Source organism: Streptomyces capillispiralis, assembly GCF_007829875.1.
Taxonomy (GTDB): domain Bacteria; phylum Actinomycetota; class Actinomycetes; order Streptomycetales; family Streptomycetaceae; genus Streptomyces; species Streptomyces capillispiralis.
This window is the reverse complement of record NZ_VIWV01000001.1, coordinates 5,950,405-5,977,010: the sequence shown is the minus strand read 5'-3', so window position 1 is coordinate 5,977,010 and position 26,606 is coordinate 5,950,405. Positions and strand designations below refer to the sequence as shown.

Annotated in this window: 21 protein-coding genes; 8 read left to right on the top strand and 13 right to left on the bottom strand. The window is 73.5% G+C overall.

What is annotated here, in order from left to right:
* Positions 1 to 33 precede the first annotated feature (33 nt).
* From FHX78_RS26025 to rsmH, 10 genes are all read right to left on the bottom strand, one after another.
* Positions 34 to 831: a cell division protein FtsQ/DivIB gene (locus FHX78_RS26025; RefSeq protein WP_145869827.1), complete on the bottom strand. Its 798-nt coding sequence runs from the start codon at positions 829 to 831 to the stop codon at positions 34 to 36.
* Positions 832 to 857: 26 nt separating this feature from the next.
* A complete protein-coding gene (gene murG, locus FHX78_RS26020; protein ID WP_145869826.1) occupies positions 858 to 1,952 on the bottom strand; it encodes an undecaprenyldiphospho-muramoylpentapeptide beta-N-acetylglucosaminyltransferase in 1,095 nt (364 codons plus the stop codon).
* A 6-nt stretch (positions 1,953 to 1,958) separates the two neighbouring features.
* The gene (gene ftsW / locus FHX78_RS26015) at positions 1,959 to 3,311 is read right to left on the bottom strand and encodes a putative lipid II flippase FtsW (protein WP_145869825.1); all 1,353 of its coding nucleotides are present in this window, start codon (positions 3,309 to 3,311) and stop codon (positions 1,959 to 1,961) included.
* Positions 3,312 to 3,392: 81 nt separating this feature from the next.
* On the bottom strand, positions 3,393 to 4,811 hold the full coding sequence (murD, locus tag FHX78_RS26010; RefSeq protein WP_145869824.1) for a UDP-N-acetylmuramoyl-L-alanine--D-glutamate ligase: 1,419 nt from the start codon (positions 4,809 to 4,811) through the stop codon (positions 3,393 to 3,395).
* On the bottom strand, positions 4,793 to 5,866 hold the full coding sequence (gene mraY, locus FHX78_RS26005) for a phospho-N-acetylmuramoyl-pentapeptide-transferase (RefSeq protein WP_030820598.1): 1,074 nt from the start codon (positions 5,864 to 5,866) through the stop codon (positions 4,793 to 4,795). The genes murD and mraY overlap by 19 nt, the downstream gene beginning before the upstream one ends.
* Complete coding sequence (locus FHX78_RS26000; protein WP_145869823.1) at positions 5,863 to 7,278, bottom strand: UDP-N-acetylmuramoyl-tripeptide--D-alanyl-D-alanine ligase; 1,416 nt, start codon at positions 7,276 to 7,278, stop codon at positions 5,863 to 5,865. The genes mraY and FHX78_RS26000 overlap by 4 nt, the downstream gene beginning before the upstream one ends.
* Positions 7,279 to 7,282: 4 nt before the next feature.
* A complete protein-coding gene (locus FHX78_RS25995) occupies positions 7,283 to 8,830 on the bottom strand; it encodes a UDP-N-acetylmuramoyl-L-alanyl-D-glutamate--2,6-diaminopimelate ligase (RefSeq protein ID WP_145869822.1) in 1,548 nt (515 codons plus the stop codon).
* 170 nt (positions 8,831 to 9,000) lie between these two features.
* On the bottom strand, positions 9,001 to 10,980 hold the full coding sequence (locus tag FHX78_RS25990; protein WP_280117373.1) for a peptidoglycan D,D-transpeptidase FtsI family protein: 1,980 nt from the start codon (positions 10,978 to 10,980) through the stop codon (positions 9,001 to 9,003).
* Between the two features lie 5 nt (positions 10,981 to 10,985).
* Positions 10,986 to 11,519: a cell division protein FtsL gene (gene ftsL / locus FHX78_RS25985; RefSeq protein ID WP_483025209.1), complete on the bottom strand. Its 534-nt coding sequence runs from the start codon at positions 11,517 to 11,519 to the stop codon at positions 10,986 to 10,988.
* A 91-nt stretch (positions 11,520 to 11,610) separates the two neighbouring features.
* Positions 11,611 to 12,567 (bottom strand): 16S rRNA (cytosine(1402)-N(4))-methyltransferase RsmH, encoded by a 957-nt coding sequence (gene rsmH / locus FHX78_RS25980; protein WP_145869820.1) that lies wholly within the window; start codon positions 12,565 to 12,567, stop codon positions 11,611 to 11,613.
* 419 nt (positions 12,568 to 12,986) lie between these two features.
* On the opposite strand from rsmH, the gene FHX78_RS25975 reads away from it, so the two are divergent.
* The 4 genes from FHX78_RS25975 (at position 12,987) to FHX78_RS25960 (ending at position 18,573) form a co-directional block, all read left to right on the top strand.
* Positions 12,987 to 13,535 carry a beta-class carbonic anhydrase gene (locus tag FHX78_RS25975; protein WP_145869819.1) on the top strand — a complete coding sequence of 183 codons (549 nt, stop codon included), beginning with the start codon at positions 12,987 to 12,989 and terminating at the stop codon, positions 13,533 to 13,535.
* Positions 13,536 to 13,805: 270 nt separating this feature from the next.
* A complete protein-coding gene (locus FHX78_RS25970; RefSeq protein ID WP_145869818.1) occupies positions 13,806 to 14,825 on the top strand; it encodes an AAA family ATPase in 1,020 nt (339 codons plus the stop codon).
* Positions 14,825 to 16,186, top strand: a complete 1,362-nt coding sequence (locus tag FHX78_RS25965; RefSeq protein ID WP_145869817.1) for a DUF58 domain-containing protein — start codon at positions 14,825 to 14,827, stop codon at positions 16,184 to 16,186. The genes FHX78_RS25970 and FHX78_RS25965 overlap by 1 nt, the downstream gene beginning before the upstream one ends.
* 47 nt (positions 16,187 to 16,233) lie before the next feature.
* Positions 16,234 to 18,573, top strand: coding sequence for a transglutaminase TgpA family protein (locus tag FHX78_RS25960; protein ID WP_189908696.1), 2,340 nt, complete (start codon positions 16,234 to 16,236; stop codon positions 18,571 to 18,573).
* A 234-nt stretch (positions 18,574 to 18,807) separates the two neighbouring features.
* On the opposite strand, the gene FHX78_RS25955 is transcribed toward FHX78_RS25960, so the two are convergent.
* The 3 genes from FHX78_RS25955 to FHX78_RS25945 all read right to left on the bottom strand — a co-directional run bounded on the left by FHX78_RS25955 (position 18,808) and on the right by FHX78_RS25945 (position 21,038).
* Positions 18,808 to 19,215, bottom strand: a complete 408-nt coding sequence (locus tag FHX78_RS25955; RefSeq protein ID WP_145869815.1) for a DUF3040 domain-containing protein — start codon at positions 19,213 to 19,215, stop codon at positions 18,808 to 18,810.
* Positions 19,216 to 19,504: 289 nt separating this feature from the next.
* On the bottom strand, positions 19,505 to 20,275 hold the full coding sequence (locus FHX78_RS25950) for a class I SAM-dependent methyltransferase (protein ID WP_167531856.1): 771 nt from the start codon (positions 20,273 to 20,275) through the stop codon (positions 19,505 to 19,507).
* Between the two features lie 190 nt (positions 20,276 to 20,465).
* Positions 20,466 to 21,038: an SAV_6107 family HEPN domain-containing protein gene (locus FHX78_RS25945; protein ID WP_145869814.1), complete on the bottom strand. Its 573-nt coding sequence runs from the start codon at positions 21,036 to 21,038 to the stop codon at positions 20,466 to 20,468.
* A 165-nt stretch (positions 21,039 to 21,203) separates the two neighbouring features.
* Here FHX78_RS25945 and FHX78_RS25940 point away from each other — a divergent pair, with 165 nt between their 5' ends.
* The 4 genes from FHX78_RS25940 to FHX78_RS25925 all read left to right on the top strand — a co-directional run bounded on the left by FHX78_RS25940 (position 21,204) and on the right by FHX78_RS25925 (position 26,600).
* Entirely contained in the window at positions 21,204 to 21,962 is a 759-nt protein-coding gene (locus tag FHX78_RS25940) for an ATP-binding cassette domain-containing protein (protein ID WP_229924094.1), read from the top strand.
* Positions 21,934 to 24,018: a YhgE/Pip domain-containing protein gene (locus tag FHX78_RS25935; RefSeq protein WP_145869812.1), complete on the top strand. Its 2,085-nt coding sequence runs from the start codon at positions 21,934 to 21,936 to the stop codon at positions 24,016 to 24,018. Before FHX78_RS25940 ends, FHX78_RS25935 begins: the two co-directional genes overlap by 29 nt.
* 35 nt (positions 24,019 to 24,053) lie before the next feature.
* Entirely contained in the window at positions 24,054 to 24,683 is a 630-nt protein-coding gene (locus FHX78_RS25930) for a TetR/AcrR family transcriptional regulator (protein WP_145869811.1), read from the top strand.
* A gap of 420 nt (positions 24,684 to 25,103) precedes the next feature.
* Positions 25,104 to 26,600 carry a phytoene desaturase family protein gene (locus FHX78_RS25925; protein WP_145869810.1) on the top strand — a complete coding sequence of 499 codons (1,497 nt, stop codon included), beginning with the start codon at positions 25,104 to 25,106 and terminating at the stop codon, positions 26,598 to 26,600.
* Positions 26,601 to 26,606: the final 6 nt, after the last annotated feature.

Sequence of the window (26,606 nt, the reverse complement as noted above, 5' to 3'; positions counted from 1 at the left end):
CCCAACCAGGGTGCTGGCCTGCGCTGATGTGCGTCAACTTCCCGATGACGCGGGGGCCGTGGGAACGCTGACGTCGAAGTGCCGCGCGCCGGGCTCCGCTTTCATGAGCGCGGTGAGAGTACGACCCTTCTCGGCGTTCTTCTCACCGCTTCCCCAGTCGACCGTCCGGCCGTCCGTCAGCTCCAGCGAGATGTCGTCATAGGAACGGACCTTGACGCTCCGGGTCGTGCGGGCCACGGCGGACGGAAGGTCGCCGGCCACCCGTACCGCCTCCCGCACCAGCCGGTCCTGGCCGAAGCGACGCAGGCTCGGTGCCGTGGAACCGGTTCCGGAGACGGCCAATTCCAGAGCGGGTACGCCCTTGGGCGCCTTGGCGACCGTGGCGAAACGGACGCCTTCGTCGTCCACTTCGACGAACTTCTCGCCTTGGTGAATGAGAAGAACAGGGGTGCGTTCCGCCACTTTCAGCGTGATTTCGCTCGGCCAGGAACGGATCACGTCAACCATGTCAATTCGGGGCAGCTCATGGGCGAGACGCGCCTCGATCGCGTCGGTGTCCACGGACACCAGCTGTTCCCCGAGCGGCACGTCGGCGGCGGCGCGGACCTGGTCCGGCGTCAGCACCCGGGTCCCCGACACGGTGACGCGTTCCACGCGGACCAGGTCCGACCCGTAGAGCAGCCAGAACGCCCCGCTGCCGAGGAACAGCAGGGCGATGGCCGAAACGATGATCCGACGAACATGCCGTTGCCCGAACCGCCGGACGGGCGGCGGGGGGCCGGACGACCCCTGCTGGCGTGCACCGCGCTCGGCGGTGGTCGATCCGGCCACGTTGCCTGCCCTTCCGTCAGACGCGTCTAACGATGCGCACGGGCGGCGATCGCCTCGTACACCATGCCGACGAGGAGGTCGTCGGCGTCCCGGCGGCCGAACTCGGCGGCGGCGCGGGACATCTCGTACAGCCGGTGCGGGTCGGCGAGGACCGGGAGCACGTTCTGCTGCACCCACTCCGGCGTCAGTTCCGCGTCGTCGACCAGCAGTCCGCCGCCGGCCTTGACGACCGGCTGGGCGTTGAGCCGCTGTTCGCCGTTGCCGATGGGCAGCGGGACGTAGGCGGCCGGGAGCCCGACGGCGGAGAGTTCGGCGACGGTCATCGCGCCCGCGCGGCACAGCATCATGTCGGCCGCGGCGTAAGCGAGGTCCATCCGGTCCAGATAACTTACCGGGATGTACGGGGGCATCCCGGGCATCTGGTGGACCTGCGGCAGTTCGTTCTTCGGGCCGACCGCGTGCAGGATCTGGATCCCGGCCTGCTGGAGCCAGGGGGCGACCGCCTGAACCACCTCGTTCAGGCGCCGGGCGCCCTGCGAGCCGCCGGAGACCAGCAGCGTCGGCAGGTTGGGGTCGAGGCCGAACGCGGCGCGGGCCTCGGGGCGCACGGCGGCCCGGTCGAGGGTGGAGATCGAGCGGCGCAGCGGGATGCCGATGTAACGGGCGCCCCGCAGCTTGCTGTCGGGCGTGGAGACGGCGACCTGGGCGGCGTAGCGGGAGCCGATCTTGTTGGCCAGTCCGGGCCGGGCGTTGGCCTCGTGGATCACGATCGGCACACCGAGCCGCTTGGCCGCGAGGTAGCCAGGCAGGGCGACGTAGCCTCCGAAGCCGACCACGGCGTCCGCCTTGGTGCGCTCCAGGATCTGCTCGGCCGCCTTGATGGTGCCGCGCAGCCGGCCCGGGACGGTGATCAGCTCGGGGGTGGGCTTGCGTGGCAGCGGCACGGCGGGGATCAGCGCCAGCTCGTACCCGCGCTCGGGTACGAGACGGGTCTCCAGGCCACGCTCCGTGCCCAGGGCCGTGATGCCCACGGTCGGATCCTGCCTGCGCAGGGCGTCCGCGAGGGCGAGCGCGGGCTCGATGTGGCCCGCGGTTCCTCCGCCGGCGAGTACGACATGCACCGAAATTCACCGCTCTCCGGACGAACGCGCCACCGGGGCGCGCCGTCGCATCGTGTTCCATCTCCGGGGCCGCTGTGAACCCCCGCCCCGCTTTCTACCAAAGCGGGGTTGCCGCATCGCCAGCGCCATCCGCGCAGCGGGGTCCTCACGCGTGAAGGCGATGAGCAGCCCGATGGCGAACATGGTCGGCAGCAGGGCGGATCCCCCGTAGGAGAACAGCGGGAGCGGGACTCCGGCGATCGGCAGCAGACCGAGCACCGCACCGACGTTGATCACGGCCTGGGCCGTGATCCAGGTGGTCACGCCTCCCGCGGCATACCTGACGAAGGGGTCCTCCGTGCGTCCGGCCACGCGGATACCCGCATAGCCTAGAGCCGCGAAGAGGGCGAGTACCGACAGCGTCCCCACGAGACCCAGTTCCTCACCGGTGACGGCGAAGATGAAGTCCGTGTGGGCTTCCGGTAGTTGGCCCCATTTCTCCACGCTCGCCCCCAGGCCCGACCCGAAGATACCGCCGGAGGCGAGGGCGTAGATCCCGTGCACGGCCTGCCAGCAGTCGACCGGTCCCGACTGGGGTTCGGTGGCGCCGAGGCAGGCGAGCCGGGCCATGCGGTTGGGGCTGGTGCGGATGAGGACCGCCCCGATCAGCGCGGCGACGGAGAGCACGCCGACGAACAGCCGTGTGGGCGCTCCCGCCAGCCACAGCAGGCCGAACAGGATCGCGGTGAGGATGATGGCCGTACCCATGTCGCCGCCGAGCATGATCAGCCCGAGCAGCATGAAGGTGGCCGGCACCAGCGGCACCAGCATGTGCTTCCACTGGGCCAGCAGCCGCTTGTCCTGCTTGCGGGCGAGCAGGTCGGCGCCCCACAGCACGAGCGCGAGCTTGCCGAACTCGCTGGGCTGGATCTGGAAGGAGCCGCCGAGGGCGATCCAGTTCTGGTTGCCGTTGACCGCGACTCCTATCCCCGGCACCTGGACCAGCGCCATCAGGAAGACGGCGCCCGCGAGGATCGGATAGGCCAGCGCCCGGTGCAGCTTCACCGGCATCCGGGAGGCCACGAGCAGCAGGACGGTGCCGATCACGGCGGCCAGGAGCTGCTTGCGGAAGAAGTACGAGCCCGGCAGCGACATCTGGAGCGCCGTGATCTGGGAGGCCGAGTAGACCATCACCAGGCCCAGCACGGTGATCAGCGCACTGCCGCCGAGGATCACGTAGTACGCGGTCAGCGGCCGGTCCCAGGACCTGCGCGCCCTGGTGTGCAGGGTGCGCAGGGGGTTCTCGCGCGGGGACCGGGGTACGACGGGCCGGCGGGCGGCCCGCTGCACGGGCGGGCGGCCGGTACGGCTACTGGGCATCACGGCCTCCGCTGTGCGCCGGACAGGGCCTGGGGCCTCTCACGCGTCCCTCCCAAGGTCGCCCGGCGTCAGGCGGCCGGGTCAGGCGCCGAGCTCGCGCACCGCCTGTGCGAACGCGTCACCGCGCTGGTTGTAGTTGGTGAACATGTCCATCGAGGCGCAGGCCGGGGCCAGCAGCACCGTGTCGCCCGGCCGTGCGAGCCGCCGGGCCTCCCGGACGGCCTCGAGCATCGCCCCAGTGTCGGTCCGGTCGAGGTCGACCACGGGTACTTCCGGGGCGTGTCGCGCGAGGGCTTCGCGGATCAGCGCGCGGTCCCGGCCGATCAGCACGGCACCGCGCAGCCGCTTCGCCGCGCCCGCGACCAGCTCGTCGAAGGTGGCGCCCTTGGCGAGGCCGCCGGCGATCCACACGATCGACTCGTACGCCGCCAACGACGCTTCGGTGGCGTGGGTGTTGGTGGCCTTGGAGTCGTCGATGTACGCCACGCCGTCCACGTCGGCCACGTGCGCGATGCGGTGGGCGTCCGGGGTGAAGGCCCGCAGGCCGTCCCGTACGGCGCCCGCCGGCACCCCGTAGGCCCGGGCGAGGGCCGCCGCGGCAAGGGCGTTGGCGATGTTGTGCGGGGCGGGCGGGCGGACGTCGGAGACCTCGGCGAGTTCCTGCGCGTTGCGCTGCCGGTTCTCGACGAACGCCCGGTCGACCAGGATGCCCTCCACGACGCCGAGTTGGGAGGGTCCCGGGGTGCCCAGGGTGAAGCCGACGGCGCGGCAGCCCTCCTCGACGTCGGCCGCGCGGACCAGGTCCTCGGTGGCTCCGTCGGCGACGTTGTAGACGCAGGCGACCTGGTTGCCCTCGTAGATCCGGCCCTTGTCGGCGGCGTACGCCTCCATGGAGCCGTGCCAGTCGAGGTGGTCCGGGGCGAGGTTCAGCACGGCCGCGGAGTGGGCGCGCAGGGACGGCGCCCAGTGGAGCTGGTAGCTGGACAGCTCCACGGCGAGCACGTCGTACTCCTCCCCGCCGAGGACCGCGTCGAGGAGGGAGACGCCGATGTTGCCGACGGCGGCGGTGCGCAGGCCCGCCGCCTTCAGGATGGAGGCGAGCATCTGGACGGTCGTGGTCTTGCCGTTGGTGCCGGTGACCGCGAGCCAGGGTGCCGCGCCGGGCTTCCTGAGCCGCCAGGCGAGTTCGACGTCGCCCCACACCGGCACCCCGGCCTCGTCCGCCGCCGCGAACAGCGGCTTGTCCGGCTTCCAGCCGGGGGCCGTGACGATCAGCTCGGTGCCCTCCGGCAGGGTCGCTCCGTCGCCGAGGCGCACGGTGACGCCGAGCGCCTCCAGTTCGGCGGCCTGCTCGCGGGCGCGTGCGTCGTCCCCGTCGTTGACGACGGTGACCTTCGCGCCGAGCCCGTGCAGCACCTTGGCCGCCGGGACGCCGGAGACGCCGAGTCCGGCGACGGTGACGTGCTTACCCTGCCAGTCGGTCACTTGTCCGCTGCCCATCCCGCGTAGAAGAGGCCCAGTCCGACGATCACACAGATTCCCTGGATGATCCAGAAGCGGACCACCACGAGGACTTCGGACCAGCCCTTGAGTTCGAAGTGATGCTGGAGTGGCGCCATCCGGAAGACCCGCTTCCCGGTGAGCTTGAACGAGCCGACCTGGATGACCACCGACATGGTGATGAGGACGAACAGACCGCCCAGGATGGCCAGCAGCAGCTCGGTGCGGGAGCAGATCGCGAGACCCGCGAGCACACCGCCGAGCGCCAGCGAACCGGTGTCGCCCATGAAGATCTTGGCCGGGGAGGTGTTCCACCACAGGAAGCCCAGGCAGGAACCCATCAGCGCGGAGGCCACGACCGCGAGGTCCAGCGGGTCGCGCACCTCGTAGCAGGCGCCCGGGTTGGTCAGCGTCTCGCCGTTGGCGCAGGACTCCTGGAACTGCCAGACGCCGATGAAGGTGTAGGCGCCGAAGACGAGCACGGAGGCGCCGGTGGCGAGACCGTCCAGACCGTCGGTCAGGTTCACGCCGTTCGACATCGCGAGGATCATGAACAGCGCCCAGACGACGAACAGCACCGGGCCGATGGTCCAGCCGAAGTCCGTGATGAACGACAGCTTCGTGGAGGCCGGGGTCTGCCCGCGGGAGTCCGCGAACTGCAGGGACAGCACCGCGAAGGCGATGCCGACGATCAGCTGGCCGGCCATCTTCGCCTTGGCCCGCAGACCCAGCGAACGCCGCTTGACGATCTTGATGTAGTCGTCCAGGAACCCGACCAGGCCCATGCCGACCATCAGGCCCAGCACCAGCACGCCCGAGTACCGCGGCGGCTCGCCGCTGATCACCTTGCTGAGGAAGTACGCGGCGACCGTCGCCAGGATGAAGGCGATACCGCCCATGGTCGGCGTACCGCGCTTGCTGGCGTGCTCGCGCGGGCCGTCGTCACGGATGTACTGCCCGTAGCCCTTGCGGGCGAGCAGCTTGATCAGCAGCGGGGTGCCGATCAGCGTCAGGAAGAGGCCAATGACTCCTGCGAACAGGATCTGATTCATCATCGGACTGCGACCTCACCCTCGGCACCGGTCTCGAGCAGCGCCTGCGCCACGCTCTCGAGCCCGACCGAACGGGACGCCTTCACGAGAACGACGTCTCCCGGGCGCAATTCGCTGCGCAACAGGTCGACCGCCGCCTGTGCGTCGGACACGTGCACCGACTCCTCACCCCACGAACCCTCGTTATATGCGCCCAGTTGCAGCCAGGCGGCTTCCCTGCCCCCGACCGCGACGAGCTTGCTGACGTTGAGCCGGACGGCGAGCCGTCCGACCGCGTCGTGCTCGGCGAGCGCCTCGTCCCCGAGCTCGGCCATCTTGCCGAGCACCGCCCACGTACGTCGCCCCTTGCCCATGGCGGCCAGCGCACGCAGCGCTGCCTTCATGGACTCGGGGTTCGCGTTGTAGGCGTCGTTGACGACCGTCACGCCGTCCGGGCGCTCGGTGACCTCCATCCGCCAGCGGGAGAGGGAGCCCGCCTCGGAGAGCGCGCGGGCGATCTCGTCTGCGGACATGCCCAACTCGTGGGCGACGGCGGCCGCGGCGAGCGCGTTCGACACGTGATGCTCACCGTACAGGCGCATGGTCACATCGCTTGCACCGGAGGGTGTGTGAAGCCTGAAGGAGGGCTGTCCGCTGTCCGTGAGTCGCACGTTCTCCGCCCGAACGTCCGCTTCGTCGGACTCTCCGAAAAGGATCACCTTCGCCTTCGTACGGGACGCCATGGCGCGTACGAGGGGGTCGTCCGCGTTGAGGATCGCGGCGCCGCCCTCCTCGGCCGGGGGCAGGGCCTCGACCAGTTCCCCCTTGGCCTGGGCGATCTGCTCCCGGCCGCCGAACTCGCCGATGTGGGCGGAACCGACGTTCAGGACGAGGCCGACCTTCGGGGGCGTCAGACCGGTGAGGTACCGAATATGGCCGATTCCGCGCGCTCCCATCTCCAGCACGAGGAACTTGGTCTCCTCGGTGGCGGTGAGCGCGGTGAGCGGCAGCCCGATCTCGTTGTTGAGGGAGCCGGGGGTGAACACGGTCGGCGCCTTGCGCCGCAGCACCTGGGCGATCAGGTCCTTGGTGCTGGTCTTGCCGGCCGAGCCGGTGAGCGCGACGAGGGTGGTGCCGAGCCGGCCGACGACGTGCCGGGCGAGGGCCCCGAGGGCCGCCTGGACGTCCTCGACGACGATCGCGGGGACACCGACCGGCCGGGAGGCCAGCACGGCGACCGCGCCCGCCTCGACGACCTGGGCCGCGTAGTCGTGTCCGTCCACGCGCTCGCCGACGAAGGCGGCGAACAGGCTGCCCGGACCCGCTTCCCGGGAGTCACGGACGACCGGTCCGGTGACCTGGACGGACGGGTCCGGTATGTCGTGCGTCTGCCCGCCGACGACTTCTGCGATCTCGGCGAGGGAGAGGGCGATCACAAGTTCATCCCTGAGTCTTCTTGATGGCTTCGCGCAGCACCTGGCGGTCGTCGAAGGGACGCACCACCCCGGCGATGTCCTGCCCCTGCTCGTGGCCCTTGCCGGCGACCAGCACGGTGTCACCGGGACGGGCCCGGGCGACGGCGGCGGCGATGGCCGCGGCCCGGTCCTCGAAGACCTGGACCTCGCCGCGCTCGTGGGCGGGCACGGAGGCCGCGCCCTGGAGCATGGTGGCGAGGATCGCGAGGGGGTCCTCGGAGCGGGGGTTGTCGGAGGTCAGTACGGCGGTGTCGGCCAGCCGCGCGACGGCGGCGCCCATGGGGGCGCGCTTGGTGGTGTCGCGGTCGCCGCCGCAGCCGAGCACCACGTGCACCTTGCCCTCGGTGACCTTGCGCAGGGCGCGCAGCACCGATTCGACGGCGTCGGTCTTGTGGGCGTAGTCCACGACCGCCAGGTACGGCTGTCCGGCGTCCACCCGCTCCAGCCGGCCCGGCACGCCCGGCACGGCGGCGACGCCGTCGGCGGCGGCCTGCGGGTCGAGCCCGGCGGCGGCCAGCGCGACGATCGCGGCGAGGGTGTTGGCGACGTTGAAGGGGCCCGGCAGCGGCGCCCGGGCGGCGACCCGCTCGCCCTTGGGGCCGATCACGGTGAACGTCGAGTCCATGGGGCCCACCCGGACGTCCTCGGCGCGCCAGTCGGCGTCGGGGTGGCCCTCGGCGGAGTAGGTGACGACGGGGACGCCGGCCTCCTTGGCGAGGCGGCGGCCGTACTCGTCGTCGACGTTGACGACGCCGAACTTGCTGCGTTTCGGCGTGAAGAGCTGTGCCTTGGCCCGGAAGTAGTCCTCCATGTCGGAGTGGAACTCCATGTGTTCCGGGCTGAGGTTGGTGAAGACCGCGATGTCGAAGACGCAGCCGTCGACCCGGCCGAGGACCAGGGCGTGGCTGGAGACCTCCATGGCGACCGCGTCCGTGCCGCGCTCGCGCATGACGGCGAACAGCGCCTGGAGGTCGGTGGCCTCGGGTGTGGTGCGCTCGGACTTGATGCGCTCGTCGCCGATGCGCATCTCGACGGTGCCGATCAGCCCCACCCGTCGTCCACCGCCGCCCTCGGCCGTGCCGCGGACCGTCTTCAGGCCGCCCTCGACGAGATAGGCGGTGGTGGTCTTGCCGGAGGTGCCGGTGATGCCGATCTGGAGCAGGTCACGGCCCGGGTGGCCGTAGATCGTGGCCGCCAGCTCGCCCATCCGCGCGCGCGGGTCGTCGACCACCAGGGCCGGCAGGCCGGTCGCGGCGACGCGCTCGGCGCCGGAGGGGTCGGTGAGCACGGCGACCGCGCCGAGCCCCGCTGCCTGGGTGACGAAGTCGGCCCCGTGGGCGCGGGCGCCCGGGAGGGCGGCGTACAGGTCGCCGGGCCGGACGGCGCGCGAGTCGTGGGTGATGCCCGTGACCTCGGCGGTCTTCTCCGGCGCGGGGGCACCCAGCTGACCGGCGAGTTCCGCCAGGGATGTGGCGGCGACCTGGGCCGGACGGGGCGGTCCCGGATATGTCACGGGGTGGCCCTTCTGGGTGGTTTGGGACTGATCAGCGTGTGGCACGGCGGTGAGCGTACCGGGCTCGGCGGCCCGGGGGCCAAGCGAGGGCCGGGGGGTGCTCTGGTTCCCGGGGTCGGGGGTGATCGTCGTCACGGGGTGGTTCCTGGTGGCTCGGTGCTCGGTACGGGTCAGGGGGTGAAGGTGACCGGGATTCTGGCCGGGTCGGCGCCGGTGGGCGGCACCTGGAGGGTCTTCAGGGCGAACTCCATGACCTGCTTGTAGACGGGTCCGCAGATCTGGCCGCCGAAGTAGCTGCCCTCGGTGGCGTTCTGGATGACGCAGTAGACGGTGATCCTGGGCTGGTCGGCGGGGGCGAACCCGGCGAAGGACGAGGTGTAGCCGTGGTACTTGCCGGTGGCCGGATCCACGCGGTTCGCCGTACCGGTCTTGCCCGCCACCCGGTACCCCGGAATGCGGGCCTTGGTGCCGGTGCCCTCCTCGTCGTCCACGACGGACTCCAGCATCCGGGCGAGCGTCTTCGCCGTCTTCTCGCTGACGACCCTCGTCTTCTTGGGCTCCGGGGCCGGGGTGAAGCGTCCGTCCGGTCCCTTGGCGCCGCGCACCAGGGTGGGTTCGACGCGGACGCCGCCGTTGGCGATGGTCGAGTACACGGACGCGGCCTGCATGGCGTTGATGGAGACGCCCTGGCCGAAGGGGATCGTGTACTGCTGCGAGGTGGACCAGGTGTCCGGCGGGGCGAGGATGCCCCGGGTCTCGCCGGGGAAGCCGAGGCCGGTGTGGTCGCCGAGCCCGAACTTTCGCAGGTAGTCGTAGAGGACCCGGTTGGCCTGCGCCTGCGTCTTCCCGAGCTGGCCGGTGGCGAGGATGGTGCCGATGTTGCTGGACTTGGCGAGCACGCCGTTGAGCGTGAGGTACCAGGTCGGGTGGTCGATGTCGTCCTTGAACAGCCGGTCGCCGCGGTGCAGCCGGTTGGGCACGACCACATGGGTCTCGGGGGTGGCGGCGTTCTCCTCCAGGACGGCCGCCATCGACAGGACCTTGGCGGTGGAGCCGGGCTCGTAGGCGTCCTGGAGGGCGGCGTTGCCGAGCGCCGTGGGATCCGCCTCGGAGAGGTCGTTGGGGTCGAAGCCGGGCGCGTTGGCCATCGCGAGGACCTCGCCGGTGCGGGTGTCCTGGACGATGACGTAGCCGCGGTCGGCCTCGGACTCCGCGACCTGCTCGCTGATGGCGTTCTGCGCGGCCCACTGGATGTCGCGGTCGATGGTGAGCTGGATGTCGCTGCCGGGCACGGCCGGGGTCTCGGTGGAGCCCGCGGTCGGCACGAGCCGGCCGCCGGACTGGGCGTAGCGGATCTTGCCGTCCTTGCCGGCCAGCCGCTTGTCCAGCTGGAGTTCGATGCCCCCGGCGCCCTTGCCCTCGGCGTTGACCCAGCCCAGTATCCCGGCGGCGAGCTCGTTGTTCGGGTACACGCGCTTGCTGGTGGGCACGGAGAAGACGCCGGCCAGCACGTTGGCGGCGGACTCGTCGGTCTCGGCCTTCTTCGCCAGCGCCGCCTTCAGGTCCTTGATCTGCTTCCAGACCTGCGGGGTCTGACGGCCGGCCAGCTTGACGTAGCGCAGCGCCTCGTTCTCCGGCCGCAGCTTGCGGACCAGGTCGTCCTGGTCCTGGCCGAGGATCGGGGCGAGGAGGGCGGCGGCCTGTTCGGGGCCGTCGGCGACGTCCAGTTCGTCCGGGGCGAACATCGTGGGGTCGGCGGTGATGTCGTAGGCGTCCTCGCTGGTCGCCAGGGCCACGCCGCCGCGGTCGGTGATCTCGCCGCGCTCGGCGGCCAGCACCTGGCCCACGTAGCGGTTCTGCTCGGCCTTCGCCGCGTAGGTGCTCGCGTCCACGGCCTGCACCTGGAACAGGCGTACGACGAAGGCGATCAGCACCAGGGTCAGGGCCACGCCGACCAGGCGCAGCCGGGGGCGCGGGCTGCCCAGCCGGAGGACCTTCGGGGCCCCGGGGCGGGGCCCGGCGGGGCGGCGGGCCGGGCGGGCGCCGGGTCCCGGGCGGCCCCCGGCGCCGGCTCCGGCGCGTCCGGCGCCCGGTCGGGCGGGCCTGGCGGGTCCGGGCACCCGGCGGCGGGGCGGTTCCCTGTCGGACACTTCCGTCACCTGCCGGGATTCGATGTCGACGCGGAGGGCGTGGGGGCGGGGGTCGGGACGACGGACGCCGGGCTCGGAGCCGAGCCGGGGGGCGGGACCGTCGCGGTGGCCAGCGCCTCGGGGGCGAGGACCAGCGGGGCCCGGGCGGCGGTGGCGGCGCCGGGGACGCCCTTCACCTCGCCGCCGGGGCCGAGGAAGGCGGGGTCGCCGCCGGGCACCATGCCGAGCTCGCGGGCGCGGCGCTGGAGGGCGTCGGGGGCGGAGTAGGCATCGATGTCGCGCTGCAGGGCCTGTTCCTCGTCGGTGAGGTTCTTGGTCTCCCGCTGGAGGTCGTCGAGCTGGAAGGCGCCCTCGCTGAGGGCGGAGTTCAGCACCAGGAGGCCGATCAGGCCGCCGCCGAGGAGCAGGACGACGAGAAGGACGAAGGGGGTGCGCGCCGCCTGGGCGCGGCCGGTGGGCAGCATCCGCGCGAGCCGGGCCGCCCTGCCCCGCAGCCGGGGCCGCCGCCCCTGGGGCCCCGGCCCGGGCCTCCCCCTCACTTCGGGTTTCCTACTCACTCACGCTCCCCTGAGTTCGCTGTTCCCACCCGTACGCCCGGCCCTTCACCCACCCCGGGCGCCGTCACGTGCCTCAATCGACGTCCTCCCGGATCCGCTCGGCGCCGCGCAGCCGCGCGGGGGCCGCCCGGCGGTTCTCGGCGATCTCCTCCTCGGTGGGAAGTTCGGCACCGCGCGTGAGCAGCTTGAGCCGGGGCTGGTGGTGCTCGGGCACGACCGGGAGCCCGGGCGGGGCGGTGACGGCGGCGCCGGCCGCGAACACCTGCTTGACGAGGCGGTCCTCGAGGGAGTGGTACGACAGCACGGCGATCCGTCCGCCGACGCCGAGTGCCTTCACCGCCGCCGGGATCGCCCGCTCCAGCACCGACAGCTCGCCGTTGACCTCGATCCGCAGGGCCTGGAAGGTGCGCTTGGCCGGGTTGCCGCCGGTGCGCTTGGCGGCCTGCGGCAGCGCGTCCCGGATCAGCTCGACCAGGCGCGCGCTGGTGGTGAACGGCTCCCGGGCGCGCTCGCGCACGATCGCCGACACGATCCGCTTGGCCTGCTTCTCCTCGCCGTAGGCGCGCAGGATGCGCACGAGTTCGCCGGGCGGGTAGGTGTTGAGGACCTCGGCGGCGCTGATGCCGGTCGTCTGGTCCATGCGCATGTCGAGCGGGGCGTCCTGGGCATAGGCGAAGCCGCGGTCGGCCTCGTCGAGCTGCATGGAGGACACCCCGAGGTCGAACAGGACGCCCTGTACGCGCGGCAGGCCGAGCCGGGCGAGGACGTCGGGGAGTTCGTCGTAGACGGCGTGCACCAGGGTGGCCCGCTCGCCGAAGGGCGCGAGCCGCTCGCCGGACAGGCGCAGGGCCTCCTTGTCGCGGTCCAGGGCGACGAGCCGCGCCTCGGGGAACCGCCGGAGCAGGGCCTCGCTGTGGCCGCCGAGGCCGAGGGTGCAGTCGACCACCACCGCTCCCGGCCGCTCCAGGGCGGGCGCCAACAGGTCCAGGCACCGCTGGAGCATCACCGGGACGTGTCGACTCTGGCTCAACTGGCCCTCTCAGGTCCGGCACGGCCGTCACGCACCGCCGGGTTCCCGCACTCCCCCGGTGAAGGGGCGGCCGGCGCCGGAGGCGTCAGCCGGCCGGCGGCGGGAGGAGGCCGAGCCGTGCGTACGCGCCGCGCACGCGGGGAGTTCCCCGGGTCGTCGCCGGGATCTCCGGGGAAATCAGTGCAGCGGGCGGTCTCGCCTCCCGCTTCGCGTCACTTTAGTCCACGGTGTCGCCCGGTCAATCAACCGGCCTGCGCGTCGCGGGTCCGCACGGCGGGGTCAAGACGTACGGCGGGGGAATCACCCGTGGGAGGGAGACCACTCCACCCCTGTGGGTTACCTCACTCCAAGAACCGCTGACGTTCTTTGTCCCCTCTCACAACGGGCCTGACGCCGCTGTGACCAGTACCGTCATGGGTATGACGACTTCTGCATCCGTTCCCGCCGGTTCCGCGAACACCGCCGTCGGCCACGGCACGGTCACCGACCGCCTGGTCGAGGCCAACCAGCAGTACGCCGCCGCCTTCACCGATCCCGGCATGGACGCCCGTCCCGTACTGCACGTCGCCGTCGTGGCCTGCATGGACGCACGCCTCGACCTGCACGACGCGCTCGGCCTCTCGCTCGGTGACTGCCACACCATCCGCAACGCGGGCGGCGTCGTCACCGACGACGTGATCCGCTCGCTGACCATCAGCCAGCGTGCCCTGGGCACCCGCAGCGTGGTCCTCATCCACCACACCGGCTGCGGCCTGGAGGCCATCACCGAGGAGTTCCGGCACGACCTGGAGATGGAGGTGGGCCAGCGTCCCGCCTGGGCCGTGGAGGCCTTCCGGGACGTCGACCAGGACGTACGGCAGTCGATGCAGCGGGTGCGGACCTCTCCGTTCCTGCTGCACACCGACGACGTACGGGGCTTCGTCTTCGACGTGAAAACGGGTCTGCTGCGGGAGATCGACCCCGCCTGACCCGACGGAAGCGCAGGCCGCCCGCCCCGGAGTCCACCCGGATCCGGCCTCCGTGAAGCCCGCGAGGCGCCGCGTGCCGCCGCCGGTTGTCCACAGGCGAGTGACACGAAACGGTAACGGCGGCAAGAATGCGGGAGTGGTGGCACGCGGAACTTTTCCCGCGTGGTGTCCGTGATTCGGGGTGGGCCGGTCCGCGCAGCAAGGCGTCGGCCCGGGACATTTGGGGACCCCGCTCCTCCCGGAGCGTGGGGAAAGGCCGAGGAGGGCCGGGTGACGACCTATGACGATCGAGCGAGCCTCACTGATCTGACCGCCGTGGTGGAGCGCGTGCGGAGTTCGGTGGAAGGCGTGATCGAGGGAAAGCCCGAGGTCGTACGGCTCTCGCTGACCGTACTGCTCGCCGAGGGACATCTGCTCATCGAGGATGTCCCGGGAGTCGGCAAGACAATGCTGGCCAAGACACTGGCGCGGTCCATCGACTGCTCGGTCCGGCGGATCCAGTTCACGCCGGACCTGCTGCCCTCGGACATCACCGGGGTGTCGATCTGGGACCAGCAGCGCCGTGACTTCGAGTTCAAGCCGGGCGCCATCTTCGCGCAGGTGGTGATCGGCGACGAGATCAACCGCGCGTCGCCGAAGACGCAGTCGGCGCTGCTGGAGTCGATGGAGGAGCGCCAGGTCACCATCGACGGCAAGACCTACGAACTGCCCAGCCCCTTCATGGTCGTGGCGACCCAGAACCCGGTCGAGATGGAGGGCACCTACCCGCTGCCGGAGGCCCAGCGCGACCGCTTCATGGCCCGTGTCTCGGTCGGCTATCCGAGCGCGGAGGCGGAGCTGCAGATGCTGGACGTGCACGGTGGGGTCTCCCCGCTGGAGGACCTCCAGCCGGTGGCGCACGCCCACGAGATCGTGAAGCTGATCGAGGCGGTGCGCGGCGTGCACGTGGCCGAGCCGGTGCGCCGGTACGCGGTGGAGCTGGTCTCCGCCACCCGCACGCACCCCGACCTCAGACTCGGCGCCTCCCCGCGCGCCACGCTGCACCTGCTGCGCGCGGCGAAGGCGTCCGCGGCCCTCGGCGGCCGGGAGTACGCGCTGCCGGACGACGTGCAGGCGCTCGCCGTGGCCGTGCTCGCCCACCGGCTGCTGCCCACCGCCCAGGCCCAGTTGAACCGCCGTACCGCGGAGCAGGTGGTGCAGGAGATCCTGCAGCGCACCCCGGTGCCCGCGCAGCAGCCCGGCCTGGGCCGCGCCGGCCAGGCGTACGGCCAGCCGCCCCGGAGGCTGTGATGACCACCGCGGGCGCCGTCCACGCGGAGGGCGACCGGGGCGAGCGGGGCGGCGTCCGCACGGCGCTGGCGGGACTCACCACCCGCGGGCGTTCCTTCCTGGCCGCCGGTGTGGCGGCCGCGGTCTGCGCGTACGTGCTCGGGCAGAGCGATCTGCTGCGGGTGGGCCTGCTGCTGGCGGTGCTGCCGCTGGTGTGCGCGGCCGTGCTCTACCGCACCCGCTACCGGGTGGCGGGCAGCCGCCGGCTGTCCCCCGGGCGGGTGCCCGCCGGCTCCGAGGCGCGGGTGCACCTGCGGATGGAGAACGTCTCGCGGATGCCGACGGGCCTGCTGATGCTCCAGGACCGGGTGCCCTACGTCCTCGGCCCGCGTCCGCGCTTCGTGCTGGACCGGGTCGAGGCGGGCGGGCACCGCGAGGTGTCCTACCGGGTCCGCTCCGATCTGCGCGGCCGCTATCCGCTGGGCCCGCTCCAGCTGCGGCTGAGCGACCCGTTCGGGATGTGCGAGCTGACCCGGTCCTTCGCGACGTACGACACACTGACGGTGATCCCGCGCGTGGAGCCGCTGCCTCCGGTGCGGCTGACCGGCGAGGCGAAGGGGTACGGCGACGGGCGGCAGCGCTCGCTGGCGCTGGCCGGCGACGACGACGTGATCCCGCGCGGCTACCGCTACGGCGACGACCTGCGCCGAGTGCACTGGCGCTCCACCGCGCGCTACGGCGAGCTGATGGTGCGCCGCGAGGAGCAGCCGCAGCGCGCCCGGTGCACGGTGCTGCTGGACACCCGGGCCGTCGCCTACACGGGCGCCGGCCCCGACTCGGCCTTCGAGTGGGCGGTGTCGGGGGCCGCCTCCGTGCTGGTGCACATGCTGGAGCGGGGGTTCTCGGTGCGGCTGCTGACCGACACCGGGAGCTCGGTGCCCGGCGAGGGCTCCGACGGGTTCGCGGGCGCGAGCCAGCAGTCGGCGGACGCGGCCGGGCTGATGATGGACACCCTCGCCGTGGTGGACCACTCCGACGAGGCCGGTCTGTCCCGCGCCTACGACGTGCTGCGCGGCGGGAACGAGGGGCTGCTGGTGGCCTTCCTCGGGGACCTCGACGAGGAGCAGGCCGCGGTGCTCGCCCGGATGCGGCAGCGCAGCGGAGGCGCCATCGCCTTCCTGCTGGACGGTGAGTCCTGGCTGCGGGAACCGGCCGACGTGGCCGGCCCGTCGGACGGGAGCGGGGAGCGGCTGCGGATGTTGCGCGAGGCGGGCTGGACGGCCCTGGCGGTACCGCGGGGCACCCCGCTGGAGGAGCTGTGGCGGCAGGCGGACCGGGAGCGCTCGGGCCTGACCGCGGCGAGTGGTGGGGAGGGACCGTGATCAGCGGACGGGCGAGGCTGGCGCTGTGCGCGTGGGCGGCCACACTGATGGCGGCGTGCGCCCTGCTGCCGCTGGTCGAACCGGCGTCCTGGATGCTCCAGGCGGCGCTGGTGCTGGCGGTGCAGTCGGGCGCGGGCGCGGCGGCGCGGCGGGTGCCGCTGGCGCGTCCGGTGACGGTGGGGCTCCAGGCCCTGGTCACCCTGATGCTGCTCACCCTGCTCTTCGCGCGGGAACACGCCGTCGTCGGGCTGATACCCGGCCCCGACGCCTTCGGTGTCTTCGCCGGGCTGCTGGAGCAGGGCGGCGACGACGTCAGCCGGTACGCGATCCCGGCGCCGCTGTCCGACGGCATCCGGCTGATGCTCATCGGCGGTGTCGTGCTGATCGGGCTGCTGGTGGACACCCTCGCGGTGACCTTCCGCAGCGCGGCCCCGGCCGGGCTGCCGCTGCTCGCCCTGTACTCGGTGGCGGCGGGACTGTCGGACAACGGCGTCGACTGGCTGTGGTTCCTGCTGGCGGCGGCGGGCTATCTGATGCTGCTGCTCGCCGAGGGGCGCGACCGGCTCTCCCAGTGGGGCCGGGTCTTCGGCGGGGCACCGAGCGGGCCCGGTGAGCGGCCGCCCGGTGCCGTCGCCCCGGTGCGCACCGGCCGGCGGATCGGTGCGGTCGCGCTGGGGATCGCCCTGGTGGTGCCGCTCGGTCTGCCCGCGATGAACGGCGGTCTGCTGGACGCCACCGGTGCGGGCGTCGGCTCGGGCACCGGCGGGGGCGGCACCATCTCCGCGGTGAACCCGCTGGTGTCGCTGCGCGACTCACTGAACGTGGACGAGGACCGGCAGGTCATGTCGGTGCGCTCCGACACGGCGGACGTGACGGACCTGTACCTGCGCATCGTGTCCCTGGACGACTTCGACGGCACCACGTGGAAGCCGTCGAAGCGGTCCATCACCACCGTGCCCGACGGGGCGTTCCCGACCCCGCCGGGCCTCGGCCCGGACACCAGGCGCACCGGGGTCGTCGCCACGATCTCGACCGCCGACTGGTACGCCCAGGACTGGCTGCCGATGCCGTACCCGCCGAGCGGGGTGAGCATCAGGGGCAACTGGCGCTACGAACCGGTCGGCATGACCCTGGTCGGCGACCACGGGCAGAACACGCGCGGTCTGTCGTACGAGGTGCGCAGCCTCCAGGTGCGGCCGACGCCGGAGCAGCTGGCCGGCGCGGAGCAGCCGCCGCCCGCCCTGCTGCGCGAGTACACCGAGCTGCCGGACTCCCTGCCGGGCGTGGTGTCCCGGACCGCCCGCGAGGTCACCGAGGGCGCGGACAACGACTACGAGCGGGCGGTCAGGCTCCAGGAGTACTTCACGCTGAACGGCGGCTTCGAGTACGACACCGAGGTGGACGTCGGCAGCGGCTCGCGGGCGATCGCCCGCTTCCTGCGCGACAAGCAGGGCTTCTGTGTGCACTTCTCGTTCGCGATGGCGTCGATGGCCCGTTCGCTGGGCATACCGGCGCGGGTGGCCGTGGGCTTCGCGCCCGGCACCCCGCAGGCGGACGGCACGATCGCGGTCGGGCTGCGCGACGCGCACGCCTGGCCGGAGCTGTACTTCGAGGGGGTGGGCTGGACCCGCTTCGAGCCGACCCCGACCCGCGGTTCGACGCCGTCGTACACCGTGCCGGACGCCGCGGACAGTTCGGTGCCGGACCCGGCCCGGCCGTCCCGGGCGGCGCCGGTGGAGCCGTCGGCCGCGCCCTCGCAGAGCGAGAGCTGCACGGCGCAGGAGAAGAAGCTGGAGGCGTGCGACGACGAGTCGCCGGCCGCGGCCCTGCCCGGCGGCGACGACGGGCCGGAGTGGTACGTGGTGCCGGCGTGGGTGCTGGCCGGTCTCGCCGTGCTGCTGCTTCCGCTGGCGCCGATGCTGTGGCGGACGAGGACGCGGGCGGTGCGCCTGGGTGGGCACGGCCGCTCGGAGGCGGACGCGGGAGCGTACGTCCTGGCCGTCTGGGACGAGCTGACCGACACGGCGTGGGACCTCGGCATCTCGCCGGACGAGTCGCTGACCCCGCGCGGGGCGGCGGCGAGGATCGTGCGGCTCGGCCGTCTGGAGCAGGGTGCGGCGGCTTCGGTGCACCGGGTGGCCGACGCGGTGGAGCAGGTCCTGTACGCGCCGCGGCCGCGGCCGGCGCCGGGTCTGACGGACGATGTGCGCCGGGCGGGCGCGGGTCTGCGGGCCCGGGTGAGCCGGTGGACGCGTCTGCGCGCGGTGTTCGCCCCGCGCTCCACCGTGCGCGTGGTGTGGGCGGTGTCGGCCCGGTGGTCGGGCGTGCGCGAGCGGGTCGCCGCGATGCGGCCGGCCTGGCGGAAGCCGTCGCGGCAGCAGGGCTGAACGGGAGGGCGGGACGGCCTCGGCCGTCCCGCCGACCGCGCCGGGCCGGGCCGGCAGTCGGCGGCGCGGTGGTCGGCCCGACGCACCGGACCCGCCGACCGTCATCGGACGTTGGTGCGGGCGCGACGATTCCTCGAGGACATGCGTCGGGGGGGTGACCACCGGCTCGGTGGTCACCCCCCCGACGCATGTCCTGACGTCTGTTCCGGGGCCGGGCCCGGGGGCCCTGAGCGCCTAGTGGCCGCCCTGTTCGTCGCGGCGGCGCTGCCAGCGCTCCTCGATGCGGTCCATCACGGAGCGGCGCTGTCTGCCCTGACGGCCCGCCTGCGGCGCACCTGGGGTGCCGGCGGCGGCGGGCTGCTCGCCCGGCTTGGGAGCCTTGCGCCAGCCGGTCACCGCGAGGACCGCGCAGCCCAGCATCACGAGGAATCCCACGACACTGAGCCAGACCTGCTGGGCGACCATACCGGCCATGAGGAGCGCAATACCCACGAGGAAGCCCGCGACCGCCTGGTAGACCCGTCGCCGGGTGTACGTACGCAGCCCGCTTCCCTCGAGCGCCGTCGCGAACTTGGGATCTTCGGCGTACAGCGCTCGCTCCATTTGCTCGAGCATGCGCTGCTCGTGCTCCGAGAGCGGCACGGAGTCCTCCTCATCGTGCAGTCGCCGGGGCGACCCGGGGGGTCCCTTCAGGATAGGCAGGGAATCGCCCCCGTGAAACCCGCCCCTCTGCGCCAATTGGCCAACCGGTTCCCGCCATGCGCGCACCGGTCCGCTGAGGCTTCTCATTCCCCGGCGGCCGACCCGTCATGCCGGGCGGTCTCCTTCGATCATACGGCGCCAAGCCGCCATTCGGGGGGCCTGTGGCGCACTCCATGCGCGGCCGGGACGGCGGACGCGCCGCTGATCAGCGGGGCATCCCACGCGGCACTCAGGCCCCGGAGGTCCCCCGCGTCTCACCGAGCACATGGAGCTGGGTGGCCACGGAGTGGAAGGCGGCCAGTTCGGCCGCCGCGGCCTCCAGCTTCAGCAGCGCGTCCAGGGCGCCGGGCTCGGTGTCGACGAGCACGCCCGGAACGAGGTCGGCGAAGACGCGCACGCCGTGCACGGCACCGACCCGGAGTCCGGCGCCCTCCACGAGCGCGGTGAGCTGGTCGGCGGTGAAGCGGCGCGGCACGGGGTCGCCCGTGCCCCATCGGCCGTTCGGGTCGTCGAGCGCCTGCCTGGCCTCCGTGAAGTGACCGGCGAGGGCGCGGGCGAGCACCGCGCCGCCGAGGCCCGCGGCGAGCAGGCTGAGGACGCCGCCGGGGCGCAGGGCGGCCACCGCGTTGCGGACGCCCTCGGCCGGGTCGTCGACGTACTCCAGGACGCCGTGGCACAGCACGGCGTCGTAGCCGCCGCGCTCGGCCACGTCGAAGAGTCCGCGGGCGTCGCCCTGGACGCCCTGGACCCGGTCGGCGACGCCGGCCTCGGCCGCGCGGCGCTCCAGCGCGAACAGCGCGTTGGGACTGGGGTCGACGACGGTCACCCGATGGCCGAGCCGGGCCAGCGGCACCGCGAAGTTGCCGCTGCCGCCGCCGGTGTCGAGGACGTCCAGCGCCTGCCGTCCGGTGGCCTCGGCCCGGCGCTCCAGGGCGTCCTGGAGGACCTCCCGGACCACGGCGGTACGGAGGGAGGCGCGGGATCGCATCGGGTCCGACACGGCAGTTGACTCCTCGGCGCTTGCACCGCCACCTCGGCGGAGCGATCGGGCTCCCTCCCCGGCCGGCACCGGACGGGGAGGGGTTCAGGCGCTGCCCACCCTATTGCCTACCCGGCGGCGCCCGCCCACCTGCCCACGCCCTCGTGAGACAGCGGCCGGCAACGACCGGGCGGCACGGCGTCCGCCGTGGTCAGCCCGCGTCCGGCAGGCCTCCGGCACCGGGGTCCGGGGCCCGGGTCGCGGGGTGGTCCGCGTCGCCGCGGGGGTGCGGGAGGACCGGCTGGAGGACGAGCATGCGCTCGACCAGGCGGAGGAACACCGCCACGTCCCGTATCAGGTCGTCGGCGTCCCGGGCGGTCGCCGCGCCCCGGATGCCCGCCTCGGCGCGGGCGCGGCGCCGGGCCCCGGAGGCGAACAGCGCGCTCCACTCGGTGAGCTCGGGCGCGATCTCGGGGAGCACTTCCCAGGCGCTGCGGATCCTGGCCCGGGCCCGGGGCGAGGTCTCGGGCCGTCCGCGGGCGGCGAGGACGGCGGCGGCGGTGCGCAGGGCGGCGAGATGGGCCGTCGCGTAGCGCTCGTTCGGTGTGTCGAGGGCGGTGGCCTCGTCGAGTCCGGCACGGGCCTGGGCGAGCAGGTCGAGGGCGGCGGGCGGGGCCGCGGCGCGGCGCAGCACGGGGTGGATGTCGCTCGCCGGGCCGTGCGGCGAGGGGGCAGGGCGGGTTGCGCGGTGCCGACGGGCCGCGGCTGCGGACGTGTTGGCCATGACGAACCTCCTGTCGTCTTCGTGACGGCACGCCCTGACACGAGGTGCCGTATGTGCACATCGTGAGGTATGGCACTGACAATCCGTTCTGACCTGGGGTTTTGCTGCGCACGCCAGTTCGGGCTAACTTTTGCACTGACCAGTCAGTTCAAACAAGGGGGCGTGGTGGACGGTCCGTGCGGACTCGCCGTCGAGGCCCGCGACTTCGGCCTGAGGGGACCGCGGGGCTGGGCGTTCCGCGGGATCTCGGCCGACGCGGAGCCCGGCTCACTGATCGCGGTCGAGGGGCCCTCCGGGTCGGGCCGCACCTGCCTGCTGCTCGCCCTCACCGGGCGGATGCGGCCCACGGAGGGCACGGCCCGCGTCGGCGGGTTCGAGCTGCCCGGGCGGATGGCCGCCGTGCGCCGGGTCAGCGCCCTCGCGCACGTCACCGGCGTGACCGACCTCGACCCGGCCCTCACCGTCGGCGAGCACCTGCGCGAACGGGCCCTGCTGCAACGCCGGTTCGGCGACTCGCTCCGCCAGGGGCTGCTGCGTCCGCGTGGCGGGCGCCGGCGCGAGGAGGAGAAGCGGCGCGTCGACACCGCGCTGGCCGGCGCCGGGCTGGACCTCGCGGTACTGCCCAAGGGCGCGCGCACCGCCGTACGGGACCTGGAGCGGGTCGAGGCGCTGCGGCTGTCGCTGGCCCTGGCGCTGCTGGGGCGGCCCCGGCTGCTCGGTGTGGACGACATCGACCTGAAGCTCTCCTCCGCCGAACGGGCCGAGGTCTGGGACCTGCTGAGGTCCCTCACCGCCTCCGGCACCACCGTGGTGGCCGTGTGCGGCGAGGCACCGCACGACGCGGTGGTCGTCGGCACGGCGGACGACCGGCACGACGACACGAAGGGGGCGGCCGATGCGCTCGCCGGAACTGGCCTCTCTTGAGCTCCGCCGCTTCGGCCGGGGCCCGCTGCCGCGCGCGGCCCTGGTCGCGCTGCTGGTGCTGCCCCTGCTGTACGGCGCGCTGTACCTGTGGTCGTTCTGGGACCCGTACGGCCGTCTGGACCGGATCCCGGTGGCGCTGGTCAACGCCGACGAGGGGGCGACCGCCGGCGGCGAGCGGGTCACCGCGGGCGACGACATCGCCCGGGGACTGCGCGACAGCGGCACCTTCGACTGGCGCGAGGTGAGCGCGGACGAGGCCCGCCGCGGGGTCGAGGACGGCACGTACTACCTGTCGCTGACGCTGCCCGCCGACTTCAGCCGCCGCATCGCCTCCGCTTCCGGCGACTCCCCCGGGGCCGGCGCCCTCCAGGTGCGGACGAACGACGCCAACAACTACATCGTCGGGCAGATCTCCCGGACGGTCTTCGGCGAGGTGCGCCGGGCCGCGTCCACGAAGACCTCGCGCTCCTTCCTCGACCGGATCTTCGTCTCGTTCTCCGGCATCCACGACGAGACCGTGAAGGCGGCGAAGGGGGCCGACGACCTCAACGGCGGCATCGGGAAGGCGGAGAAGGGCTCCGAGGACCTCGCCACGGGGCTGAAGGACGCCCGCAAGGGCAGCGGCAAGCTGTCCAGGGGCCTGAAGGACCTCCACGAGGGCGCGGGCGACCTGGCGGACGGTTCGCGGAAGGTCGCGGACGGGACGCGCCTGCTCGCCGGCAAGGTGAACGCGGTCGACGCCGAGGTGGGCCCCTTCCTCAGGGAGAACGAGAAGAGCATCGGCGCCACGGCCCGCTTCGTCGCCGACGCGGCCGGCGGGCTCCGCGACGACCTCGGCGCGCTGGAGGAGAGGGCACCGGCCGCCGCGAAGGACGCCCGCGCGGCGTCCGGCACCCTGGACGATGCGTACCGCACGCGCTGCGAGGACGCGGCCCTGCCCGATCCCGCCTGCCCGGACCTGGAGAAGGCCCGGGACGCGGCGGCCGGCGCGGCGGACGTCGCCGACGACGTCGCCGCCCTGGTCACCGACCACCAGGCCGGCCTGAAGGAGCTGGACACCCACCTGGCGGCCCTGCAGAAGCAGGCCCGGACGCTCGCCGGCCGCGCCCCGCACCTCTCCGAGGACCTCGACGACGCCGTCACCCGGATCAACAGGCTGAACGCCGGGGCGGGCAAGGTCGCGGCCGGCGCGAAGAAGCTGGACCAGGGCCTGGGCACCGCCGAGACCGGCGCCGTGGACCTGGACAAGGGCGTCGGCGCGCTGAAGACCGGCGCGGACGACCTGAACGGCGGCCTCTACAAGCTCGTCGACGGCTCCCGGGAACTCGCCGGCGGACTGCACGACGGGGCCGGACGGATCCCCGACTACGACGCGCGGGACCGCGACCGGCGCACCGAGGTGATGGCCGACCCGGTCCGCCTCGTCTCCGCCGACCCGCACAAGGCGCCCGACTACGGCACCGGCTTCGCCCCCTACTTCATCCCGCTGTCCCTGTGGGTGGGCGCGATGGTGGCGTACATGCTGATCGCGCCGATGAACCGGCGGGCGCTCGCGGCGGGCGCCCCGGCGTGGCGGATCGCGCTGGCGGGCTGGCTGCCGGTGGTGGCGATCGGCGTCGCGCAGACGGTGGCGCTGATGTCGGTGCTGCACTGGGCGCTCGGACTGCAGATGGCGCGGGCGGCCGGGACGGTGGGCTTCCTGTTCCTGGTGACGGCGTGCTTCGCGGCGATCGTGCAGTGGCTGAACGCCCGCTTCGGCGCGGCCGGCCGGATCCTCGTCCTGGCGCTGCTGATGCTCCAGCTGACCTCGGCGGGCGGCACGTACCCCGTGCAGACCAGCCCGGGCTTCTTCAGCGCGCTGCACCCGTTCCTGCCGATGAGCCACGTCGTCGCGGCGCTGCGGCGGCTCATCAGCGGCGGCGGCCTGGAGCCGGTGTGGCTCGCGTGCGCCGTGCTGGCGGCCTTCACCGCGGGCGCGCTGGCGCTGACCGCGCTGTCGGCCCGCCGCCGCCAGGTGTGGACCCTGGACCGGCTGCACCCGGAGCTGAGCCTGTGAACACGCGGACCGGCGTTGCTGTGAGAATCGGGGCCATGGAACGCAGCAGCACCACGCCGGGCGGCAGCGCCCGCCGCGAGGCCACCCGGCAGAAGCTCTACGAGGCGGCCGTCACCCTCATCGCCGAGCAGGGCTTCTCCGCCACCACCGTGGACGAGATCGCCGAGCGGGCGGGAGTCGCGAAGGGCACCGTCTACTACAACTTCGCGAGCAAGTCCGTCCTCTTCGAGGAGCTGCTGCGGCACGGGGTCGGTCTGCTGACCGCCTCGCTGCGGGAGGCCGCCGAGAGGACGGCCGGGGAGGGCGGCGGCAAGGTCGACGCCCTGGACGCGATGATCCGCGCGGGGCTCGTCTTCATCGACCGCTACCCGGCCTTCACCCAGCTGTACGTGGCCGAGCTGTGGCGCACCAACCGGGCCTGGCAGTCCACGCTGATGGTGGTGCGCCAGCAGGCCGTGGCGGTGGTCGAGGGGGTGCTGCGCGAGGGCGTGGCGACCGGCGAGTTCAGCGAGGAGATCGACGTCCCGCTGACGGCGGCGGCCCTGGTCGGCATGGTGCTGGTGGCCGCGCTGGACTGGCAGTCCTTCCAGCCGGAGCGCTCCCTGGACGAGGTCCACGCGGCGCTCTCCCGGCTGCTCCAGGGACGGGTCAGCGGCCGCCCCTGAGCCCGCGGCACGGCGAAGAGCGCCGGTCCGGCGGTGGCCGCGTCCCCCGCGGGCCACCGGTCGGACCGGCGCCTTCCGTGCTCCCCCGTACGTCCCCCCACAACCCCCGTTGCGGTCGTCCCCCGGGTTCCCCCGTGCCTCGCTCCCGCCGACGGCGCCGACGGAAGGAGCGGATCGCGGGCCCGTCCCGTTCCGGCGCCCCGTGTCGCCGGTTCCGGGGCCGTGCCCCTCTCCGTGGTCTCCACTCTCCCGTTCGCGCGGGCCGGCTCCCCTCCGCGCGCGTACTCATCTCGGTGACTAGGTACCGGTACTCAGGCCTGCGCACCCGCGCCCACCCGCGCCCGCCGCCGCCTGGTCCCCCCGGCGGGGGCGCGGGTACTCGGGCACGGACTGTCGGTGGCGGCCGATAAGGTCCCTGGCATGGCACGGATTGCGGTGATCGGCGCCGGGATGGGCGCGATGGCGGCCGCCGCCCGGCTGGCCGTCGCGGGCCACCGGGTGGCGGTGTACGAGCGGACGCGGACGTACGGCGGTGCGCTGCGCCGCCGGGAGCGGGACGGGTTCTCCTTCGACACCGGGCCGGGGCTGCTCCCCCTGCCCGCCGTGTACCGCGACCTGTTCCTGAAGACCGGCCGGGAGCCGCTGGAGGAGTGCGTCGAGCTGGTCCAGGTGGATCCGTCGTCGCACCACGTGTTCGCGGACGGCACGCGCCTGTCGCTGCCCAACACCTCCCGCGCGGGCGTCGTCTCCGCCCTGGAGGAGACCCTCGGCGCGGCCGCCGCCCGGCGCTGGGGCGACTTCCTGGTGCGGGCCCGGGAGGCCTGGGACCGGTCACGCCGGCCGCTGCTGGAGGAGCCGCTGTGGCCCAACTGGCAGGTCCTGGCCGAGCGCGAGCCCTACCCCGCGGTCCCGCACAAGCGGCTGCTGCGTACCCGTGTCGCGGGCACTCTCGCGGAGGTCGGCGCCTGGGAGCTGCGTGATCCCCGGCTGGTCGCGCTGCTGGAGAGCCACGCGCTCGCCCACGGCCTCGACCCCCGCGCGACCCCGGCGAGCGCGGCCGTGCTGCCGTACATGGAGCACGCCTTCGGCACCTGGTACGTGCGGGGCGGGATGCGGGAGCTGGCGCGGGCGCTGTACGAGCGGTGCCTGGCCCGGCGGGTGGAGTTCCACTTCGGTGCCGAGGCGGCCGGGATCGTGGAGAAGGACGGCCGGGCGGCGGGCGTGGAGCTGGCCGACGGCGCGGTGGCGGAGGCGGACCTCGTGGTCGCGGGGGTGGCGCCCGGGGTCCTGGACCGGCTCTGCCGGGGGACCCGGGTGCGCGCCGCGGACGACGTTCCGGCCCAGCGGGGCGCGGCGAGCCGGGTCACGGTGCTGCTGGCGCTGCGGGGCGGGCGTCCGGAGGGGACCGCGCACCGTACGGTCGTGCACACCGGGGACCGGGAGGCGGAGCTTGAGTCGCTGTTCGGTGCCCCCGCGGCGGTGCCCGCCCGGCCCACGGTCACGGTCCTGCGGCCGGACGACCCGGCGCTGGTCCCGGACGCCGGCCACGAGGCGGTGACGGTGACGGCGGTGGCGCCCGGGGGGTCCGAAGGGGCACCGGACGCGCTCGCCGAGCACCTGATCGCGGTCGCCGGGCGGGCCGTGCCGGACCTGCGCGACCGGCTGCTGTGGCACGAGGTGCGCACCCCGGCCGACATCGCCGGGGAGACCGGTGCGGAGGGCGGCGCGGTGCCGGCGCCGGCGCTGGCGGCGGCGGGCGGGCGGCTGCTGCACCCGTCCACCGGCACGCGGCTGCCGGGGCTGTTCACGGTCGGCGGCTGGTCCCACCCCGGCGGCGGTCTCCCGCACGCCGGGATGTCGGGGGCGCTGGCCGCCGGGCTGATCGTGGAGGGACCGGAGTTCCGCGGCTCGCAGTGAGCGCGG

Coding starts and splice junctions, on each gene's coding strand:
- ftsW (WP_145869825.1), bottom strand. CDS start 3,311: ATGCCCAGTAGCCGTACCGGCCGCCCGCCCGTGCAGCGGGCCGCCCGC.
- murD (WP_145869824.1), bottom strand. CDS start 4,811: ATGGGCAGCGGACAAGTGACCGACTGGCAGGGTAAGCACGTCACCGTC.
- mraY (WP_030820598.1), bottom strand. CDS start 5,866: ATGATGAATCAGATCCTGTTCGCAGGAGTCATTGGCCTCTTCCTGACG.
- FHX78_RS25975 (WP_145869819.1), top strand. CDS start 12,987: ATGACGACTTCTGCATCCGTTCCCGCCGGTTCCGCGAACACCGCCGTC.
- FHX78_RS25965 (WP_145869817.1), top strand. CDS start 14,825: ATGACCACCGCGGGCGCCGTCCACGCGGAGGGCGACCGGGGCGAGCGG.
- FHX78_RS25960 (WP_189908696.1), top strand. CDS start 16,234: ATGGCGGCGTGCGCCCTGCTGCCGCTGGTCGAACCGGCGTCCTGGATG.
- FHX78_RS25945 (WP_145869814.1), bottom strand. CDS start 21,038: ATGGCCAACACGTCCGCAGCCGCGGCCCGTCGGCACCGCGCAACCCGC.
- FHX78_RS25935 (WP_145869812.1), top strand. CDS start 21,934: ATGCGCTCGCCGGAACTGGCCTCTCTTGAGCTCCGCCGCTTCGGCCGG.
- FHX78_RS25930 (WP_145869811.1), top strand. CDS start 24,054: ATGGAACGCAGCAGCACCACGCCGGGCGGCAGCGCCCGCCGCGAGGCC.
- FHX78_RS25925 (WP_145869810.1), top strand. CDS start 25,104: ATGGCACGGATTGCGGTGATCGGCGCCGGGATGGGCGCGATGGCGGCC.